This window comes from Priestia megaterium, from assembly GCF_009497655.1.
In the GTDB taxonomy this organism is placed as follows: Bacteria; Bacillota; Bacilli; order Bacillales; family Bacillaceae_H; genus Priestia; species Priestia zanthoxyli.
In genome coordinates this window covers 4641675-4660272 of sequence record NZ_CP023317.1, presented here as the reverse complement: position 1 = coordinate 4660272, position 18598 = coordinate 4641675, and the positions used below count along the sequence as shown (strand labels likewise).

At 39.9% G+C, this 18598-nt stretch carries 12 protein-coding genes, 20 tRNA genes and 1 rRNA gene; 31 read left to right on the top strand and 2 right to left on the bottom strand.

Features of this window, described 5'->3' with window-relative positions:
* Window positions 1-4: 4 nt before the first annotated feature.
* The 26 genes from rrf to CEQ83_RS23780 all read left to right on the top strand — a co-directional run bounded on the left by rrf (window position 5) and on the right by CEQ83_RS23780 (window position 10206).
* Window positions 5-120: ribosomal RNA gene (gene rrf / locus CEQ83_RS23905) — 5S ribosomal RNA — on the top strand.
* 9 nt (window positions 121-129) lie between these two features.
* Window positions 130-205 (top strand) — tRNA-Val (locus tag CEQ83_RS23900).
* Window positions 206-231: 26 nt separating this feature from the next.
* A tRNA-Thr gene (locus tag CEQ83_RS23895) sits at window positions 232-307 on the top strand.
* 8 nt (window positions 308-315) lie between these two features.
* A tRNA-Lys gene (locus tag CEQ83_RS23890) sits at window positions 316-391 on the top strand.
* Between the two features lie 14 nt (window positions 392-405).
* Window positions 406-487: transfer RNA gene (locus CEQ83_RS23885), tRNA-Leu, on the top strand.
* Between the two features lie 23 nt (window positions 488-510).
* A tRNA-Gly gene (locus CEQ83_RS23880) sits at window positions 511-585 on the top strand.
* Window positions 586-599: 14 nt separating this feature from the next.
* Window positions 600-688 (top strand) — tRNA-Leu (locus CEQ83_RS23875).
* A gap of 9 nt (window positions 689-697) precedes the next feature.
* A tRNA-Arg gene (locus tag CEQ83_RS23870) sits at window positions 698-774 on the top strand.
* 4 nt (window positions 775-778) lie between these two features.
* Window positions 779-855, top strand: a tRNA-Pro gene (locus CEQ83_RS23865).
* 5 nt (window positions 856-860) lie between these two features.
* Window positions 861-936 (top strand) — tRNA-Ala (locus CEQ83_RS23860).
* A gap of 30 nt (window positions 937-966) precedes the next feature.
* Window positions 967-1043, top strand: a tRNA-Met gene (locus tag CEQ83_RS23855).
* A gap of 27 nt (window positions 1044-1070) precedes the next feature.
* Window positions 1071-1163, top strand: a tRNA-Ser gene (locus CEQ83_RS23850).
* A gap of 25 nt (window positions 1164-1188) precedes the next feature.
* Window positions 1189-1265: transfer RNA gene (locus CEQ83_RS23845), tRNA-Met, on the top strand.
* Between the two features lie 4 nt (window positions 1266-1269).
* Window positions 1270-1345: transfer RNA gene (locus CEQ83_RS23840), tRNA-Asp, on the top strand.
* An 8-nt stretch (window positions 1346-1353) separates the two neighbouring features.
* Window positions 1354-1429: transfer RNA gene (locus CEQ83_RS23835), tRNA-Phe, on the top strand.
* Between the two features lie 10 nt (window positions 1430-1439).
* Window positions 1440-1515 (top strand) — tRNA-His (locus CEQ83_RS23830).
* 11 nt (window positions 1516-1526) lie between these two features.
* Window positions 1527-1600, top strand: a tRNA-Gly gene (locus tag CEQ83_RS23825).
* Between the two features lie 6 nt (window positions 1601-1606).
* Window positions 1607-1683: transfer RNA gene (locus tag CEQ83_RS23820), tRNA-Ile, on the top strand.
* Between the two features lie 3 nt (window positions 1684-1686).
* Window positions 1687-1761: transfer RNA gene (locus tag CEQ83_RS23815), tRNA-Asn, on the top strand.
* 3 nt (window positions 1762-1764) lie between these two features.
* Window positions 1765-1855: transfer RNA gene (locus tag CEQ83_RS23810), tRNA-Ser, on the top strand.
* Window positions 1856-1875: 20 nt separating this feature from the next.
* A tRNA-Glu gene (locus CEQ83_RS23805) sits at window positions 1876-1947 on the top strand.
* A 295-nt stretch (window positions 1948-2242) separates the two neighbouring features.
* The gene (glgB, locus tag CEQ83_RS23800) at window positions 2243-4204 is read left to right on the top strand and encodes a 1,4-alpha-glucan branching protein GlgB (protein WP_033579577.1); all 1962 of its coding nucleotides are present in this window, start codon (window positions 2243-2245) and stop codon (window positions 4202-4204) included.
* The gene (locus CEQ83_RS23795) at window positions 4155-5306 is read left to right on the top strand and encodes a glucose-1-phosphate adenylyltransferase (RefSeq protein WP_016765788.1); all 1152 of its coding nucleotides are present in this window, start codon (window positions 4155-4157) and stop codon (window positions 5304-5306) included. The genes glgB and CEQ83_RS23795 overlap by 50 nt, the downstream gene beginning before the upstream one ends.
* 22 nt (window positions 5307-5328) lie before the next feature.
* Window positions 5329-6354: a glucose-1-phosphate adenylyltransferase family protein gene (locus CEQ83_RS23790; RefSeq protein ID WP_025750736.1), complete on the top strand. Its 1026-nt coding sequence runs from the start codon at window positions 5329-5331 to the stop codon at window positions 6352-6354.
* A complete protein-coding gene (gene glgA, locus CEQ83_RS23785) occupies window positions 6351-7781 on the top strand; it encodes a glycogen synthase GlgA (protein WP_028411872.1) in 1431 nt (476 codons plus the stop codon). The genes CEQ83_RS23790 and glgA overlap by 4 nt, the downstream gene beginning before the upstream one ends.
* 13 nt (window positions 7782-7794) lie before the next feature.
* Entirely contained in the window at window positions 7795-10206 is a 2412-nt protein-coding gene (locus tag CEQ83_RS23780) for a glycogen/starch/alpha-glucan phosphorylase (RefSeq protein ID WP_028411871.1), read from the top strand.
* Between the two features lie 37 nt (window positions 10207-10243).
* Here CEQ83_RS23780 and CEQ83_RS23775 read toward each other — a convergent pair whose 3' ends face one another.
* Entirely contained in the window at window positions 10244-11041 is a 798-nt protein-coding gene (locus CEQ83_RS23775) for a TIGR00266 family protein (protein ID WP_013059569.1), read from the bottom strand.
* Window positions 11042-11135: 94 nt separating this feature from the next.
* A complete protein-coding gene (locus CEQ83_RS23770) occupies window positions 11136-11888 on the bottom strand; it encodes a TraR/DksA C4-type zinc finger protein (RefSeq protein WP_013059568.1) in 753 nt (250 codons plus the stop codon).
* 353 nt (window positions 11889-12241) lie between these two features.
* On the opposite strand from CEQ83_RS23770, the gene CEQ83_RS23765 reads away from it, so the two are divergent.
* From CEQ83_RS23765 to CEQ83_RS23745, 5 genes are all read left to right on the top strand, one after another.
* Window positions 12242-13663, top strand: a complete 1422-nt coding sequence (locus CEQ83_RS23765; protein WP_098627468.1) for an isochorismate synthase — start codon at window positions 12242-12244, stop codon at window positions 13661-13663.
* A complete protein-coding gene (menD, locus tag CEQ83_RS23760; protein ID WP_028411868.1) occupies window positions 13650-15404 on the top strand; it encodes a 2-succinyl-5-enolpyruvyl-6-hydroxy-3-cyclohexene-1-carboxylic-acid synthase in 1755 nt (584 codons plus the stop codon). Before CEQ83_RS23765 ends, menD begins: the two co-directional genes overlap by 14 nt.
* Window positions 15405-15407: 3 nt before the next feature.
* Window positions 15408-16217, top strand: coding sequence for a 2-succinyl-6-hydroxy-2,4-cyclohexadiene-1-carboxylate synthase (gene menH / locus CEQ83_RS23755; protein WP_028411867.1), 810 nt, complete (start codon window positions 15408-15410; stop codon window positions 16215-16217).
* A gap of 16 nt (window positions 16218-16233) precedes the next feature.
* Window positions 16234-17052: a 1,4-dihydroxy-2-naphthoyl-CoA synthase gene (gene menB, locus CEQ83_RS23750; protein WP_013085280.1), complete on the top strand. Its 819-nt coding sequence runs from the start codon at window positions 16234-16236 to the stop codon at window positions 17050-17052.
* A gap of 82 nt (window positions 17053-17134) precedes the next feature.
* A complete protein-coding gene (locus tag CEQ83_RS23745; RefSeq protein WP_028411866.1) occupies window positions 17135-18598 on the top strand; it encodes an o-succinylbenzoate--CoA ligase in 1464 nt (487 codons plus the stop codon).

Sequence of the window (18598 nt, the reverse complement as noted above, 5' to 3'; positions counted from 1 at the left end):
TATGTCTGGTGGCGATAGCGAAGAGGTCACACCCGTTCCCATACCGAACACGGAAGTTAAGCTCTTTAGCGCTAATGGTAGTTGGGACTTTGTCCCTGTGAGAGTAGGACGTTGCCAGGCTTTTATATCGGAGGATTAGCTCAGCTGGGAGAGCACCTGCCTTACAAGCAGGGGGTCGGCGGTTCGATCCCGTCATCCTCCACCATCGACTATTTAAGTCAGAGATTGCACGCCGGTGTAGCTCAATTGGTAGAGCAACTGACTTGTAATCAGTAGGTTGGGGGTTCAAGTCCTCTTGCCGGCACCATTTTTTTCGAGCCATTAGCTCAGTTGGTAGAGCATCTGACTTTTAATCAGAGGGTCGAAGGTTCGAGTCCTTCATGGCTCACCATTTAATATTCACACGCGGGTGTGGCGGAATTGGCAGACGCGCTAGACTTAGGATCTAGTGTCTTACGACGTGGGGGTTCAAGTCCCTTCACCCGCATCTTTACTTAATTTCATATATGCGCGGAAGTAGTTCAGTGGTAGAACACCACCTTGCCAAGGTGGGGGTCGCGAGTTCGAACCTCGTCTTCCGCTCCACGTATATAAGTCCTGCCGGGGTGGTGGAATTGGCAGACACACAGGACTTAAAATCCTGCGGTAGGTGACTACCGTGCCGGTTCAAGTCCGGCCCTCGGCACCATTTTAATAAGCGCCCGTAGCTCAATTGGATAGAGCGTTTGACTACGGATCAAAAGGTTAGGGGTTCGACTCCTCTCGGGCGCGCCATAAACGGGAAGTAGCTCAGCTTGGTAGAGCACTTGGTTTGGGACCAAGGGGTCGCAGGTTCGAATCCTGTCTTCCCGACCATTTATGGGGCCTTAGCTCAGCTGGGAGAGCGCCTGCCTTGCACGCAGGAGGTCAGCGGTTCGATCCCGCTAGGCTCCACCAATGAAATTAAATAATTGTAACGAATAATATGGCGGTGTAGCTCAGCTGGCTAGAGCGTACGGTTCATACCCGTGAGGTCGTGGGTTCGACTCCCTCCGCCGCTACCATATAAGTTACATTTGTTATAAATATACGGAGGAATACCCAAGTCCGGCTGAAGGGATCGGTCTTGAAAACCGACAGGGGTGTTAAAGCCCGCGGGGGTTCGAATCCCTCTTCCTCCGCCATTTATTTATATCATATTCATATCATCGCGGGGTGGAGCAGTTCGGTAGCTCGTCGGGCTCATAACCCGAAGGTCGCAGGTTCAAATCCTGTCCCCGCAACCAAAGTGGTCCCGTGGTGTAGCGGTTAACATGCCTGCCTGTCACGCAGGAGATCGCGGGTTCGATTCCCGTCGGGACCGCCATTTTGTTTGGCTCGGTAGCTCAGTTGGTAGAGCAAAGGACTGAAAATCCTTGTGTCGGCGGTTCGATTCCGTCCCGAGCCACCATTTTAAGACGGCGATTGTGGCGAAGTGGTTAACGCACCGGATTGTGGTTCCGGCATTCGTGGGTTCGATTCCCATCAGTCGCCCCATCTTAAGTAACGCGGGTGTAGTTTAGTGGTAAAACCTCAGCCTTCCAAGCTGATGTCGTGAGTTCGATTCTCATCACCCGCTCCAAATAATGGGCCTATAGCTCAGCTGGTTAGAGCGCACGCCTGATAAGCGTGAGGTCGGTGGTTCGAGTCCACTTAGGCCCACCATATTCCACAGTAGCTCAGTGGTAGAGCTATCGGCTGTTAACCGATCGGTCGTAGGTTCGAGTCCTACCTGTGGAGCCATACGGAGAAGTACTCAAGTGGCTGAAGAGGCGCCCCTGCTAAGGGTGTAGGTCGTGTAAGCGGCGCGAGGGTTCAAATCCCTCCTTCTCCGCCAGTCGTTTTAAATTTAAATATGGCCCGTTGGTCAAGCGGTTAAGACACCGCCCTTTCACGGCGGTAACACGGGTTCGAATCCCGTACGGGTCATCTTAAAAAGGTTTGCATATATGCAAACCTTTTTTTTATTTGCGCTTTTTTAAAGATTAAGTAAACAGGAATAATAGTTAGGAATAATTACCATGAATTTTCAGAATAAAAAGTAAGTTTTAAGCAGGATTTTCCCTATATCATATGGAATTATTCATAAAGTAATAAAGTATGAAGAGTATGGAATAAAGAGTAATTTTAGAGAACATTTATTCTATTATATTTGTAGAAAAGGTTTATGTTTTTACTATAAAAGGGAATGAGTGGTAAGAAGCGTATATTATGTGCGTATATTATGTTTGAAGTTAAAGGGGTGGCAAAAGTGAATCTAGCGGTTCAGCCTACTGAATTTGATGTTCATTTGTATCACGAAGGAAACTTATTTCGCAGTTACTCTATTTTCGGTGCGCATCAGGTAACGGTAGAAGGAATTGAAGGCGTACGATTTTGCGTGTGGGCACCTCATGCAAAGGGTGTAAGCGTTGTAGGTGATTTTAATAAATGGAACGGTTTTCAACATTCAATGGTTAAAGTTAATGAAGAAGGTATTTGGATGACATTTATCCCTGAATTAGAACAAGGGACTATTTATAAATATGAAATCATCACACAAAGCAATCAAAAAAAATTAAAAGCAGATCCATACGCTTTCTTCAGTGAAGTGCGTCCAAACACTGCGTCTATTGTTTACTCATTGGATGGGTACAAATGGAACGACCAATATTGGCGTAGAAAGAAAAAACAGCAAAATATATATGAAAGACCACTGTGTATTTACGAGCTGCATGCAGGGTCTTGGAGGACTCATGAAGATGGCAGCCTTTATACATACAGTGAATTAGCACAGGAGCTTATTCCTTATATTGCTGAACAAGGTTTTACACATATTGAGTTATTACCAGTCATTGAGCATCCGCTCGACCGATCCTGGGGATATCAAGGAACTGGATACTATTCTGCTACCAGTCGATACGGTACACCCAAAGAGTTGATGAACTTTATAGATGAGTGTCATCAAAATAATATAGGCGTTCTTTTAGACTGGGTACCCGGGCATTTTTGTAAGGATGAACATGGTCTGTATATGTTCGATGGAGAACCTACTTATGAATACAAAAAAGAACCCGACCGTGAAAACTATGTTTGGGGAACAGCTAATTTCGATTTAGGCAAGCCTGAAGTACAAAGTTTTCTCATTTCGAACGCTTTGTTTTGGTTGGAGTACTTCCACATAGATGGATTTCGAGTAGATGCTGTAGCTAATATGCTTTATTGGCAAAATTCTTCTGGAAAAGCAGTAAATGATGGAGCTGTCAGCTTCTTAAAAAAATTGAATGAAGCTGTTTTTAAATCTGATGAAACGATATTAATGATGGCAGAAGATTCAACGGATTGGCCCCTTGTTACAGCACCTACGTATGAGGGCGGTTTAGGCTTTAATTATAAGTGGAACATGGGATGGATGAATGACGTTTTAACGTACATGGAAGCTGGCGTGGAAAGACGTCCCTATCTTCACGATAAAATGACCTTTTCACTAATGTATGCGTTTAACGAAAACTTTATTTTGCCGCTTTCTCATGATGAAGTCGTACATGGGAAAAAATCATTGCTTAATAAGATGCCAGGTGATTACTGGCGCAAGTTTGCACAGCTTCGACTGCTATATGGATATTTCTTTGCACACCCTGGAAAAAAGCTTTTATTTATGGGCGGAGAGTTTGGCCAATTTGATGAGTGGAAAGATTTAGAAGAGTTAGACTGGATGCTTTATGACTTTGACATGCATCGCAATCTTAACGGGTATATGAAGGATCTCATCAAGATTTATAAAAGAAGCAAGCCTTTATATGAATTAGACCATAATCCAGATGGATTTGAATGGATTGATGTTAACAATCATCATCAACAAATTTTCTCCTTTATTCGCAAGTCGAAAGAAAATCAGGAGATTTTTATAGTTGTTAGCAATTTTTCTGAGCATCCATATCATTCTTACAAAGTTGGAGTTCCAGTTGAGACAGAGTACATTGAAGTGATTAACAGTGATGACGAAGTGTACGGCGGTTCAGGCATTGTAAATAAAAAGGCATTAAAATCAGTGGATGAATCGTTTCACGGTCAACCTTTTTGCATTGAAATGAATATTCCGCCGTTTGGCATTAGTATACTACGAGCAAAGAGAAAACGAGGGGAGAGAAAACAACATGTTAAAAAAGAAATGCGTAGCGATGTTATTGGCAGGAGGAAAAGGTAGTCGGCTAAGTTCGCTTACAAAAAATCTAGCAAAGCCAGCTGTACCATTTGGTGGTAAGTACCGAATTATTGATTTTGCTTTAAGTAATTGTACAAATTCAGGTATTGAAACAGTAGGTGTATTAACACAATATCAACCGCTAGTTCTCAATTCATACATTGGAATTGGAAGCGCTTGGGATTTGGACCGACGGAATGGTGGCGTCACAGTATTGCCTCCATACGCGGAGTCAGATGGAGTAAAGTGGTATAAAGGCACGGCTAGCGCTATTTATGAAAATTTAAACTATTTGACACAATATGATCCTGAGTACGTACTGATTCTATCAGGTGATCACATTTATAAAATGAACTATGAAAATATGCTTGATTATCATATAAACAAAGAAGCAGATGTAACGATTTCTGTTATTGAAGTACCTTGGGAAGAAGCGAGCCGTTTTGGTATTTTAAATACAAATAGTGACCTAGATGTAATGGAGTTCGATGAAAAGCCACAGCGTCCTAAAAATAATCTAGCTTCTATGGGGATTTATATTTTTAAATGGAGTATTTTAAAAGAATATTTAGAAATGGATGCACGCAATCCATACTCAAGCCATGATTTTGGTAAAGATGTTATTCCGCTTTTACTAGATGAAAAGAAAAAGCTAATTGCATATCCATTCCAAGGTTATTGGAAAGATGTAGGAACTGTAAAAAGCTTATGGGAAGCGAATATGGATTTGTTATGTGATAAAGACGAGCTTAATTTATTTGACTCTTCATGGAAAGTATACTCTGTTAACCCTAATCAGCCTCCTCAATATATTGCGCCAAACGCCTGCGTGGTGGAGTCATTAGTAAATGAAGGGTGCGTTGTCGAAGGAAACGTAGAGCAGTCCGTGTTATTTCCAGGTGTACAAATCGGTTCAGGTTCTGAAGTTAAGAAAACGGTTGTCATGCCTACTGCAAAGATAGGCTCTAACGTATATATTGAAAACGCAATTGTTCCATCGGACATTGAAGTTCCAGACGGTACTATCATTCGACCGACCAAAGGAAGCGAAGAAGTAATTCTTGTTACTCAAGAATTGATTGAATCAGTTGCTAAATGCATTTAACGAACAGAGAGGATGAACGACATTGAATAATCAAATGCTTGGTATTATTGATGCTTGTACAAACACAACAGCGCTGCAGCCTTTAACCTTTTATAGATCGATTGCTGCCATTCCTTTTGCAGGGCGCTATCGATTAATCGATTTTACGCTTTCTAATATGGTGAACTCTGGAATTTCGAGCGTTGCCATTTTTCCTCGTGATCGCTATCGCGCATTGATGGATCATATAGGTTCAGGAAAAGAATGGGATTTGGATCGGAAGCGAGATGGATTGTTTATCTTCCCTCCTATGACAAGTGATTTACACTTAGAGAGTCCATCACTATTCACGCAGTTCCGTTATCATATTGATTATTTCTTAAGAAGTAAGCAGGAATACGTATTAATTGCTAATAGTTATACGATATGTACAGTTGACTTTGAGCACGTGCTGCAGCGTCATATTGCTTCAAATGCAGATATTACTGAAATGAAGCAGGGTGATAAATCGCTTAATATGTATATTATTAATAAATCTATTCTAGTTAATATTTTGCAAAATGAATCGCATGATTTTTATACGATTAAAGAAATGGTTCGATATATGGCACAATCTCATCGTGTAGAAAAGTACGAGCACCATGGATATACGGCTGAGATTTCTAGCTTAGATGCCTACTATAAAACAAGTATGGAAATTTTATCTCCAGATGTTTGGAAGCAGTTATTTATCAACGAACGTCCTGTTTTCACTAAAGTAAAAGATGAACCGCCTACTCGTTACGCAAAAAAAGCGGTTGTGAAAAACTCAATGATCGCAAACGGGTGCGTGATTGAAGGACATGTGGAAAATAGTATTATCTTCCGAGGCGTTAAAATTGGAAAAGGTACGGTCGTTAAGAATAGCATTGTGATGCAAAAAGGCGTTATTTTAGAAAATAGTGTATTAGAAAATGTTGTTTTAGACAAAGATGTGAAAATAGGAAGTAATGAAACGTTGCTAGGTGAGTCAGGTCTACCTAGAGTCATTGCTAAAGGAACAACTCAAGGAGCGTTGATGAAGTCGTGAATGTATTATTTGCTGTATCAGAATGTGTACCTTTTATTAAAACAGGAGGATTAGCAGACGTAGCAGGTGCCCTGCCTAAAGAATTAAAAAAGTTAGGAACGAACGTATGTGTAGTCATGCCAAAGTACGGAACCATTCCTCAACATTATCAAGATGAAATGGTGCTTGAAAAAGTTATTCATGTGCAGGTTGGGTGGAGAAGACAGTACTGTGGGATTGAATCGTTAACGATGGATGGCGTTAAATATATTTTCATTGATAATGAATATTATTTTAAAAGAGATAGCTTATATGGGCACTACGATGACGCTGAACGATTTGCTTTCTTCAGCAGAGCTGTGCTTGAAGCTATCCCATTTTTAGAGAATGAGCCTGATATCATTCATTGTCACGACTGGCATACGGCTATGATTCCATTTTTACTTCGTGCTAATTATGATATGTATGATCATATCCAGACGGTCTTTACGATTCATAACTTGCAATTCCAAGGAATTTTCCCTAAAAGCAATTTATATGAGCTATTAAATTTAAATGATTATTATTTTACTACAAGCCAGCTCGAGTTTTATGGGAATATTAATTTTATGAAAGCGGCTCTTGTATCAGCTGATAAAATTACCACGGTAAGTCCTACATATCGAGATGAAATTCAAATGCCCTATTACGGAGAAAGTTTAGATGGATTATTGCGTCAGCGAAATCAAGATTTAATTGGGATTGTAAATGGAATCGATGAAGAAGCTTATAGCCCAGACGCAGATCAGCTTATATCTTATCCTTATTCTGTAGAAGAGATTGAAGGAAAATATAAAAATAAAAAAGAGCTCCAGCGCTATCTTGAATTAGAGGAAAATAACGATGTTCCAATTATTTCGATGGTTACAAGGTTAACCCAGCAGAAGGGATTGGATTTAGTCAAGCACGTTTTCCATGAGACGGTTAACTTAGGAGCCCAAATTGTTATTTTAGGAACTGGCGAACACGAGTTTGAGCAGTTTTTCCGTGAGATGGAAGATACGTACCCGCAACAAGTAAAAGCCATTATTGGTTTTAATGAGGAACTTGCTCATAAAGTTTATGCCGGTACGGATTTATTTTTAATGCCTTCCCGTTTTGAGCCTTGCGGACTCGGACAATTAATAGCCTTAAAGTATGGAACCATTCCAGTCGTGCGTGAAACGGGCGGCCTGAATGACACGGTCAAAGCTTATAATGAATATAGCGGAGAGGGAAATGGCTTCTCTTTTAAGAATTATAATGCTCATGACATGCTTCATACGTTAGAAAGAGCTGTTTCATTTTATCACCAGAAAGATGTATGGAAAAAATTAATGATGGATGCTATGAGTCAGGATTATAGCTGGGGGCAATCGGCATTTAAATATAATCAATTGTATTCAAATTTGACATCTACTCCATCGTGAAAGGGTGAGCAGATTGTTCTCTGATAAAAAAAGCTTTCAAGAGGCTTTTTTAAAAAAGCTGGAAATGACATATGGAAAGAGCTTTAAAGAATCTACTGTTCAAGATCACTATCATACATTAGGAAATATGGTGCGAGAGTATATTAGCAGCGATTGGATTTCAACCAATGAAATTCATAGGTCTTCACATACAAAGCAAGTGTATTATCTTTCTATCGAATTTTTATTAGGCAGACTGTTGGGTCAAAATCTGTTGAACTTAGGAATTCGGGAAGTTGTAAAAGAAGGATTAAGTGATCTGAATATTTCACTTGAAAATATTGAGGAAATCGAAGTAGACGCAGGATTAGGAAACGGGGGATTAGGCAGGCTTGCTGCTTGTTTTTTAGATTCTCTTGCTTCACTTAATCTTCCTGGTCACGGTTATGGGATTCGCTATAAACACGGTTTGTTTGATCAAAAGATTGTAAACGGCTTTCAAATTGAGCTCCCAGAACAATGGTTAAGGCATGGGAATTCATGGGAAGTACGCAAATTAGATCAAGCAATCGAAGTGAACTTTTGGGGCGAAGTTGAAATGGTACAGGAAGACGGAACATTCTCTTTTCGTCATGTAAAAGGAGAACCCGTCTCTGCTGTTCCTTATGACATCCCGGTTATCGGGTATAAAACAGATACAGTGAATACACTTCGCCTTTGGAATGCGGAGCCTTCATCATTTCCAGTACATAAAGATGTGATGGAGTATAAGCGTCAAACAGAGGCTGTATCAGAATTTTTATATCCGGATGATACACATGAAGATGGTAAAATATTAAGGTTGAAACAGCAATATTTTCTTGTGTCAGCTAGCTTACAAAGTATTATCAGAGCACATCGAAATACCTATCAAACACTTACAAACTTTCACGAAAAAGTAGCCATTCATATTAACGATACGCATCCTGTACTTGCGATTCCTGAGCTAATGAGAATTTTACTGGATGAAGAAAAAATGGAATGGGAAGATGCATGGCATATTACGTCCAATACCATTTCATACACAAACCATACGACTCTTTCTGAAGCCCTTGAGAAATGGCCGATTGATTTATTTCAACCCTTGCTTCCACGAGTGTATATGATTATTGAAGAAATTAATGAGCGCTTTTGTAAAGAATTATGGGAAGCATATCCAGGAGACTGGCAGCGGATTGAAAATATGGCTATTTTAGCGCACGGGCTAGTAAAGATGGCTCATTTAGCAATTGTGGGAAGTTATAAAGTAAACGGCGTGGCAAAGATTCATACTGATATTTTAAAAGAACGAGAAATGAAAGATTTTTATCAGTTTTATCCTGCTAAATTTAACAATAAAACGAATGGAATTACCCACCGGCGCTGGTTGTTAAAAGCTAACCCGCAGCTTTCCTCTCTTATTACCGAGGTGATAGGAGATAAATGGATTAAACAGCCGCATTCTCTTATAAAGCTCCAAGAGTATGTGGAAGATCCAAGCTTTTTACAAGGACTAAAAACAGTAAAACAACAGCGTAAAAAGCTGCTTGCCGATATTATTCAAGAGCAAACGGGAATTAAAATAGATTCACATTCTATTTTTGATGTACAGGTTAAAAGGCTTCATGCTTATAAAAGACAGCTTTTAAATGTACTGCACATTATGTATTTGTACAATCGATTAAAAGAAGACCCTAATTTTCAAATCGTGCCTCGTACATTTATTTTTGGTGCGAAAGCTTCTCCCGGCTATTATTATGCAAAAAAAGTCATCAAGCTAATTAATTCTGTAGCTGATGTTGTCAATCATGATCCACAAACATCACCGTTTTTAAAAGTCGTTTTTTTAGAAAACTATCGAGTGTCACTTGCTGAGTATATCTTTCCTGCAGCGGATGTCAGCGAACAGATTTCAACCGCCAGCAAAGAAGCTTCGGGAACGGGAAATATGAAATTCATGATGAACGGAGCGTTAACTCTTGGTACGATGGACGGAGCGAACGTCGAAATTAGCGAGGCAGTAGGAAAAGATAATGTCTTTATTTTTGGGTTAAAAGCCGAAGAAGTATTGAGCTATCAGCAAAATGGAGGATACCGTGCCTATGATTATTACCATCATGATAAGCGGATTCGACAAGTGCTCGAGCAGCTCACAAACGGCTTCTTACCTGACACATATGACTTATTCGAGCCTATATATGATTCATTATTAATGCAAAATGATGAATACTACGTACTCCGTGACTTTGACTCATACGTTACGGCACAGCAAAAAGTAAACGAAGCTTATGGAAATGAAAATAAATGGCTTCAAATGAGTGCGACGAACATTGCACATTCCGGCTTTTTTTCTAGTGACCGAACGATTGAGGAATATGCATCTGATATTTGGGGAATTCATTCCACTAAAAATTTATTAAATCAATAAATAAAAAAGGTGTAGTCAACGACTACACCTTTTTATTTTATCTGTTGTCACCGTTTAAGAAATCACCTAAAGAACCAAGGATACTGCCTTCACCTTTACCTCCCGTTGGTGAAACTGCACTTGATAAAACGCGATCGGCTAGTCGACTAAAAGGAAGAGATTGAATCCAAACTGTTCCCGGTCCTGACAGAGTAGCAAAAAACATGCCTTCTCCTCCAAACAGAGCTGTTTTAATTTTCCCTACATATTCGATGTTGTAATTTACATCACGGGTCATGGCCACTAAACAGCCAGTATCTACACGAAGGCGTTCACCCGGCTGCAGCTGTCTCTTATGAATGGTGCCGCCTGCATGCAAAAATGCGAGGCCATTGCCTTCTAATTTTTGCATAATAAAACCTTCACCGCCAAAGAAGCCCGTTCCTAGTTTTTTTTGAAAGTCAATACCAACGGATACGCCTTTGGCAGCGCATAAAAAGGAGCTTTTTTGACAAATGATTTTATGATCGAGCTGCTCTAAATCGACAGGAATAATCTTACCTGGAAAAGGTGAAGCGAAAGATACTTTTCGCTTGTGATATCCGTTATTTGTATATACCGTCATAAATAAACTTTCACCAGTTAATACGCGTTTCCCAGCACCTTTTAGTTTATTAAAAAGTCCGCTGCTGTTGGAGGAAGAACCGTCACCAAAAATGGTTTCCATCTCAATATCATCTTCCATCATCATCATTCCTCCAGCTTCTGCTATCACACTTTCTGAAGGATCTAATTCAATTTCAACAAACTGCATGTCATCTCCATACAATTTATAATCAATTTCATGTGCATTCATTATGTTCACCTCATTATTAATTCTAATCTCCTATTCATTCGATGTCATCTCCCATAGCTCCTACTAAAAATAGAAAAAAGAGTAGTATGAAGAACTACTCCTTTTCAGTGTATGGATCTTTCTCATAGGCCGGTAAATCTCCAAATATGGTCATCGTACCTTCTTCATCCAGTGCATTTTCATATCGCTCATGCTCTTTTGAAGGGTAAATAGGAAGAGGCTGTCCATATAAATCGGTAGCGGCAAAGTTTTCATAATCTTCAACGTACCCGATAGCTTCATCCGCCTCAATATAGGTTTCACTATAGTTAGACGTATCTTCTATAAAATCAGAAGGAGATTCAGACGTCCCGTAACGCGCAACGTCTTGCCAAGAATCTTCTGCGTCGTATCCTGTCGTCTCGGTATCGTCATAGTCGTATTGACCAAATGGGTGATGGAGAACATTTTCTTCTACAGGTCTGTGCTTTGGAATATCCTGTGATGGGCTATGTTCTCTACAGTATAAAGTAGTTGGTACAGCCTGAAGTCTTTCAAATGAGATATCTGCTCCACATACTTTGCATGTTCCATACGTGCTGTGAGCGATTGCCTGCAGTGCTTCTTCTATTTCATGTAGCTCTTGTTTTGCATGTTCATTTAGTGCAAGGTCTTTTTCACGCTCGTATGTTTCTGTGGCTGTGTCACCAGGGTGGTTATCGTAGCTTGAAAGTTCTCCTACAGCATCGTGAGCGTCGCTTCGAGTTAGACCAAAATGATCATTTTGATCAAAGTGCGATTGAATATCAGCCTGCTGCTGCTGTAAATTTTGTTTTAACTGACTGATTTCTTGTTTTGAAAGTGTCATGAAGCTCCCCCTTAAAAATTTAGTGTGCTTTTGTAGTATGTGTTAAAAATTCAAAAAAACACGATTCATATTAGGAGGATTTGGGGTATTCATGAAGCTAAGAGAGAAATGGAGTGGAAAATTAAAGAAAGGTAAAGGTTATAGAAAAGGGTATGATAAAAATAATGTTCTTGAGGGCTAAAGGGTACTAAATAGATCATAAAGATTTTTTTATTGGTTTACTGAAAAGGCGTAATTTAGACAAGCAAAATTAATTTTTGCTCATGAATCGCGATGCTAGATTTTTTTGAACTGAAAGTTTATAATAAGTTAGTTACAGACTTAAGAAAAAAAGATGAACGGGGGGACGTAGTGTGATTGCAACGACCGAACAGTTAGTACAAGAATACATTAAAGATGCGATTGAGCGTGCAAAAAATGAAAATCAGCCAAAATTGGTCAGTTTAGTGAAAAAAGTAAGACCTATTGACCCCCTTATTTTTTATGCGAACGGACATGACCAGTTTTATAAAGAACGCTTTTTTTGGAAAGATCCCAACAGTTATTATACATTTGTTGGATTAGGATATGCGCATACTATTTGCACCAATGCGGCAAAAGAACGTTATTTCCACATTGAAAATGAATGGAAGCGCTTTATAAAAGAAGACTTTTATAAAAATAACCAAATTTTCCCTGATGGGACAGGTCCTCTTTTATTTGGAGGATTTTCATTTGACCCAAATCAGTATCGAGAAAACTATTGGAGTGATTTCCCGAGTTCAAAATTTATGATTCCAACTGTGTTATATACCCAGGTAAATAAAGAAGGATATCTTACCGTTAATATGATGGTTAAAGGACAAGATTCTGTAAAAGAGCACATCAATTATTTCGAAGAGGTCCAAAAACTTGTTCTTTGTGAAGAGTACGACGGGGAATCTCATATTTCACCTTTGCTGTTGGAAAAAGAAGAAATTGGGGTAGAGAAATTTAAAGGAAATATTGAAAGAGCTACTACTTTAATTAAGCAACAGGTTATAGAGAAAGTGGTTCTTGCTCGCCAATTAAAAGTAAAATTTAATGAAGATATTTCTACTGAATACGTGCTTCAGCGTCTGTTAAAGGAACAGCCAACTAGCTACACATATATTTTAGAGGGAGAGCATCAGCATTTTATCGGCGCTTCCCCAGAAAGACTAGTACAAAAACAAGGAGATTACGTGTTTTCCACTTGTTTAGCGGGTTCGATTCCAAGAGGAAAGACAAGGCAGGAAGATCACGAACTAGGTGAGGAATTGCTTCAGGATCCTAAGAACTTAATTGAGCACGATGTTGTTGTTCATATGATTAAAGAAGCGATGAATTCTTATTGTTATGAAGTAGAAATTCCAAGTAAGCCAAGTTTATATAAAACAAAGCATATTCAACATTTGTATACACCTGTGAAAGGGCGTATAAAGGAAGATGTGACGCTATTTTCATTTATTCAAAAGCTCCATCCAACACCAGCGTTAGGAGGATATCCTCAACAGGAGGCCTTGCCTATTATTCGAAAGCTAGAATCCTTTGACCGAGGGTGGTACGCAGCTCCTTTAGGATGGATGGATATCAATGGAAACGGTGAATTTATAGTAGGAATCCGCTCGGCTGTTATTCAGCAAAAAGAAGCTGTTTTATTTGCGGGCTGTGGAATTGTAGCAGATTCTACGCCTGAAAGTGAATATGAAGAAACAAAAATTAAATTCAACCCGATGCTTTCAGCTTTAGGAGGGATTATGCGTGGAACACATTAAATCATTAACAACGTATATTGCGTCATTCGTGGATGAATTAGTAGAAGCAAATGTTGAAGAAGTAGTGGTCAGTCCAGGGTCACGTTCAACGCCTATTGCGATGCTTATGGCTGAGCACCCTGATATTCATGTGCACTTAAACATTGATGAACGTTCTGCCGGCTTTTTTGCTCTAGGAATAGCAAAAGCAAAGAAAAAACCAGTGGCGCTTGTATGTACATCTGGAACAGCTGCAGCGAATTATTATCCTGCAGTAATTGAAGCTCACTACTCACGCATTCCTTTAGTCGTTATCACAGCCGATCGGCCGCACGAGTTAAGGGATATAGGTGCCCCGCAGGCAATTAATCAGAATCATCTTTTCGGTCAGTATGCGAAGTGGTTTGTAGATACAGCTTTACCAGAAGAAAGTGCAGATATGAATCGTTATATTCGAACAGTAGCTTCAAGGGCTGTTCATACAGCTCAAGCTATACCGAGCGGTCCTGTACACATTAACGTACCTTTACGTGAACCGATTGTACCAGATTTGTCTATTGAAGATTTATGGAGTCAGGGGAAACGCGGTAAATCATATGTGGCTGCTATTCATGGAGAAGCATCTCTATCTGAAAAAGGATTCGAAGAAATTGCGAAGCGCCTAGAGGGAACAACAAAAGGACTTATTATATGCGGAGATCAAATGTCTTTAAAAGCAGTAGACAGCGTATGCCGTTTAGCTGACGCTTTAAGCTTTCCGGTGCTCGCAGATCCGTTATCACAATTAAGAAGCGGCAAGCATTCAAAAGAAAATGTAATAGAGACATATGATACATTTTTAAAAAGTGATAAGGTTGATGAGCGTTTTTACCCCGAAGTTGTCATTCGTTTTGGCGCGATGCCGGTATCGAAACCGCTATTGCAATTTTTAAAAGCACACGAGCCGAAAGAAATGTTTGTAGTTGACCAAGGTAAAGGCTGGAGAGATCCTACTTTGCGTTCAACAGTGATGATTGAAGCCAATGAAACATTATTTTGTGAAGAACTGATCAAGCGCCTTTCAGCGAATCAAGAGGAGTCTACTTCATGGCTGAGTCTATGGAAAAAGATTAATGCTCAAACTGCACAGGCTCTCAAAACATTAACTTCTGGCCAGGAATGGTTCGAAGGACAAGTAGTTCAAGAAATTGTGGATGTAGTACCTGAAGGCACGGCTTTGTTTGTTGGAAATTCAATGCCTGTTCGAGATATTGATTCTTTCTTCTTAAATACGGAGAAAGATATTCCACTTTTTGTAAACCGAGGAGCAAATGGAATTGATGGTGTGGTTTCGTCTGCTCTAGGCGTAAGCACGGCTTACGATCACACCGTTTTATTTATTGGTGACCTATCTTTTTATCACGATTTAAATGGTCTGCTGGCAGCTAAGATGCATAATTTAAATTTAACCGTTGTGCTAGTTAACAATGACGGCGGAGGAATTTTTTCATTTTTACCGCAGTCAAAACAAGAAAAGCACTTTGAATTTTTATTCGGTACGCCAACTGGATTGAATTTTGAGCATGCCACTCGTCTGTATGATGGCACATTTTCTTCAGCAAGCAGCTGGGAAGAATTTCGACATGCAATGAACCATGCTTTCACAAAAGGCGGGTTACATGTTGTAGAGATTCGTACAACTCGTACAGAAAATGTAGAGACTCATCGCAGTTTGTGGAAACTTGTTTCCGAGGAAATAAATTTGTCAAACGGTGTGGAATAAGCAATGATGTATCAATTAAATGGTGTATCTTACTATGTGCACACCGAGGGAAAAGGAGAGCCGCTGCTGCTTCTTCACGGCTTTACCGGTTCTTCTCAAACCTGGCGTACCTTTATGAAGAAATTCGTTAAAGACTATCAAGTGATTGCTGTTGATATTATTGGTCATGGCCAATCAGCAGCTCCGAAAGAAATCAAACCATATTCAATGGAAGCAGTTGTTGAAGCACTGCATGAGCTGCTTCAACAGCTATCTCTATCACAGGTGAATGTAATTGGATATTCGATGGGAGGAAGGCTTGCTCTCTCATTTGCTCAGCGATATCCACACCTTGTGAAAAAGTTGGTATTAGAAAGCGCATCGCCTGGTTTAAAAACGCGAGAAGAACAAAAGCTAAGAAAAGAAAAAGATGAGCAGCTGGCGAGCCGCATTGTGAAAAATGGAATTGAAGAATTTGTGAACTTTTGGGAGGAAATCCCTCTTTTTCGTTCTCAAAAGCAATTGCCTAGCTATGTTCAAGAAGCGGTGCGTCAAGAAAGACTTTCGCATACAGAAATCGGCCTTTCCAACAGTTTGAAAGGAATGGGAACAGGAGTCCAGCCGTCCCTTTGGGAGAAGCTGGACGATCTGTTGATGCCGGTTTTGCTTATTACAGGAGAAGTAGATCAAAAGTTTTGTTTAATTTCCAAAGAAATGCAAACATTAATACCAAATGCTACTTCTAAAATTATTTTAGGGACAGGCCATGCAATTCACGTGGAACAACCCGAGATTTTTGGTAGAATAGTAAGTGAGTTCTTAGCTACTACATAATTAGGAGGAAATAAAGATGACAGTTGAATGGACATCAGTACGTCAATATGAAGACATTTTATACGAAACATATAACGGAATCGCTAAAATTACGATTAACCGTCCGGAAGTGCACAATGCATTCCGTCCAAAAACAGTAATGGAATTGATCGATGCATTTGCTTATGCTCGTGACGATGCAAGCGTTGGAGTAATTGTATTAGCAGGTGCTGGGGATAAAGCATTTTGCTCAGGCGGAGACCAAAGAGTTCGCGGTCACGGCGGCTATGTAGGAGAAGATGAAATTCCACGTCTAAACGTTCTAGATTTACAGCGTTTAATTCGCGTAATTCCAAAGCCGGTTGTTGCAATGGTATCAGGCTATGCAATTGGTGGAGGCCACGTTCTTCACGTTGTATGTGACTTAACAATTGCAGCGGATAACGCAGTCTTTGGACAAACAGGTCCTAAAGTTGGAAGCTTCGATGCAGGATATGGCTCTGGTTACTTAGCTCGCATCGTAGGCCATAAGAAAGCGCGTGAGATCTGGTTCTTATGCCGTCAGTACAACGCTCAAGAAGCACTAGACATGGGATTAGTAAACACGGTCGTTCCATTAGAACAGCTTGAAGCTGAAACAATTCAATGGTGTGAAGAGATGTTAGAAAAAAGTCCAACCGCTCTTCGTTTCTTAAAAGCAGCATTTAATGCTGATACGGACGGCTTAGCTGGTATCCAGCAATTTGCGGGTGACGCAACGCTTCTTTATTACACAACGGACGAGGCAAAAGAAGGTCGCGATGCATTTAAGGAAAAACGCAATCCAGACTTCCAACAGTTCCCACGTTTCCCTTAAACAGCTGAAACAGCTTGGTGATTATCATCAGGCTGTTTTTTCAATTTGATTTAGTTAATTAGTATAAAAAGGAGAGAAATTTATGAGTGGCCAAACGATTCCTAATGGGCTTATGCAAAGAGCATATTTGACGCCAAACCGAGTGGCGGTAGAAACACTGCAAACGTCGCTTACTTTTCAAGAGCTTCATAAGCGTGTTCAAAAAGTAGCGCAGCAGCTTTCGTTTAACGGTGTAAAGCAAGGTGATACCATTGCTTTATGCATGAAAAACAGCGTGGAGTTTATTGAGATTTTACATGCGGTTTCTTATATTGGCGCTCGGGTGCTGCTCGTCAATACGCGTTTGACAAATGAAGAAATCAATTATCAGCTAACAGATGCAAACGTGTCGTTGCTTATTACGGATGAAGCATTTTTAACGAGAGAGTTCCAAAGTTCCATTACTCAGCTTCCTTTATCTTCTTTAAAAAGTTCTCCAGAAACAGAAACGTATTTTCAGAAAACGTGGAATCTCGAGGAGACGTTCACCATTATGTATACGTCTGGAACAACAGGTAATCCAAAAGGAGTGCTGCAGACATATGGAAATCACTGGTGGAGTTCCATTGGTTCAGCGCTTAATTTAGGATTAAATGAAAAAGACTGCTGGCTTATAGCGGTTCCTTTGTTTCATATTAGCGGATTATCCATTTTAATGCGGAGCGTCTTTTACGGAATGAAAATCATTTTAGAAGAACGATTTGAAGCAAGAGCGGTGAATGAAGCCATTGAAAACAAAGGAGTAACAATTATTTCGGTTGTCACTTCCATGCTATCGAATATGCTGGATGAATTAGCTGAACGTAAATACCCAAATACATTTCGCTGTATGCTTTTAGGAGGAGGACCCGCACCGCTTACTATTTTAGAGGCTTGTGTGAATAAAGAAATTCCTGTTTATCAAACGTATGGAATGACAGAAACATCTTCACAGTTCGTTACGCTTTCACCTGAAGATAGTTTGCGAAAACTGGGATCAGCAGGTAAACCATTATTTCCGTGTGCAATGAAAATTGTAGATGAGAATGGAAATGAAACACGTGAAGCAGGAGAAATCATTGTTAAAGGTCCAAATGTTACAAAAGGATATTTAAATAAACCTGAAGCTACTAAAAAAGCCCTTCAACAAGGCTGGTTCTATACAGGAGATATCGGGAAAGTGGATGAAGAAGGTTTTCTATATGTATTAGACAGACGTTCGGACCTTATTATTTCAGGTGGAGAAAATGTATATCCAGCTGAAATTGAAAATGTTTTGTTGAAGCATCCCGCTGTTAAAGAGGCCGGTGTAACGGGAGTAGCCGATGGAAAATGGGGACAAGTTCCTGCAGCATGCATTGTTATAAACGAAGACGTTTCAGATGAAGAGTTATCTTTACACATTCAACAATTTTTAGCAAAGTACAAACTTCCAAAGTATTTCGTTCGAGTAGAGGAGCTGCCGCGAACGGCCTCTAATAAAATCATACGCCGGAAGCTATCATCGTTCATACAGAAAGGGATTTAA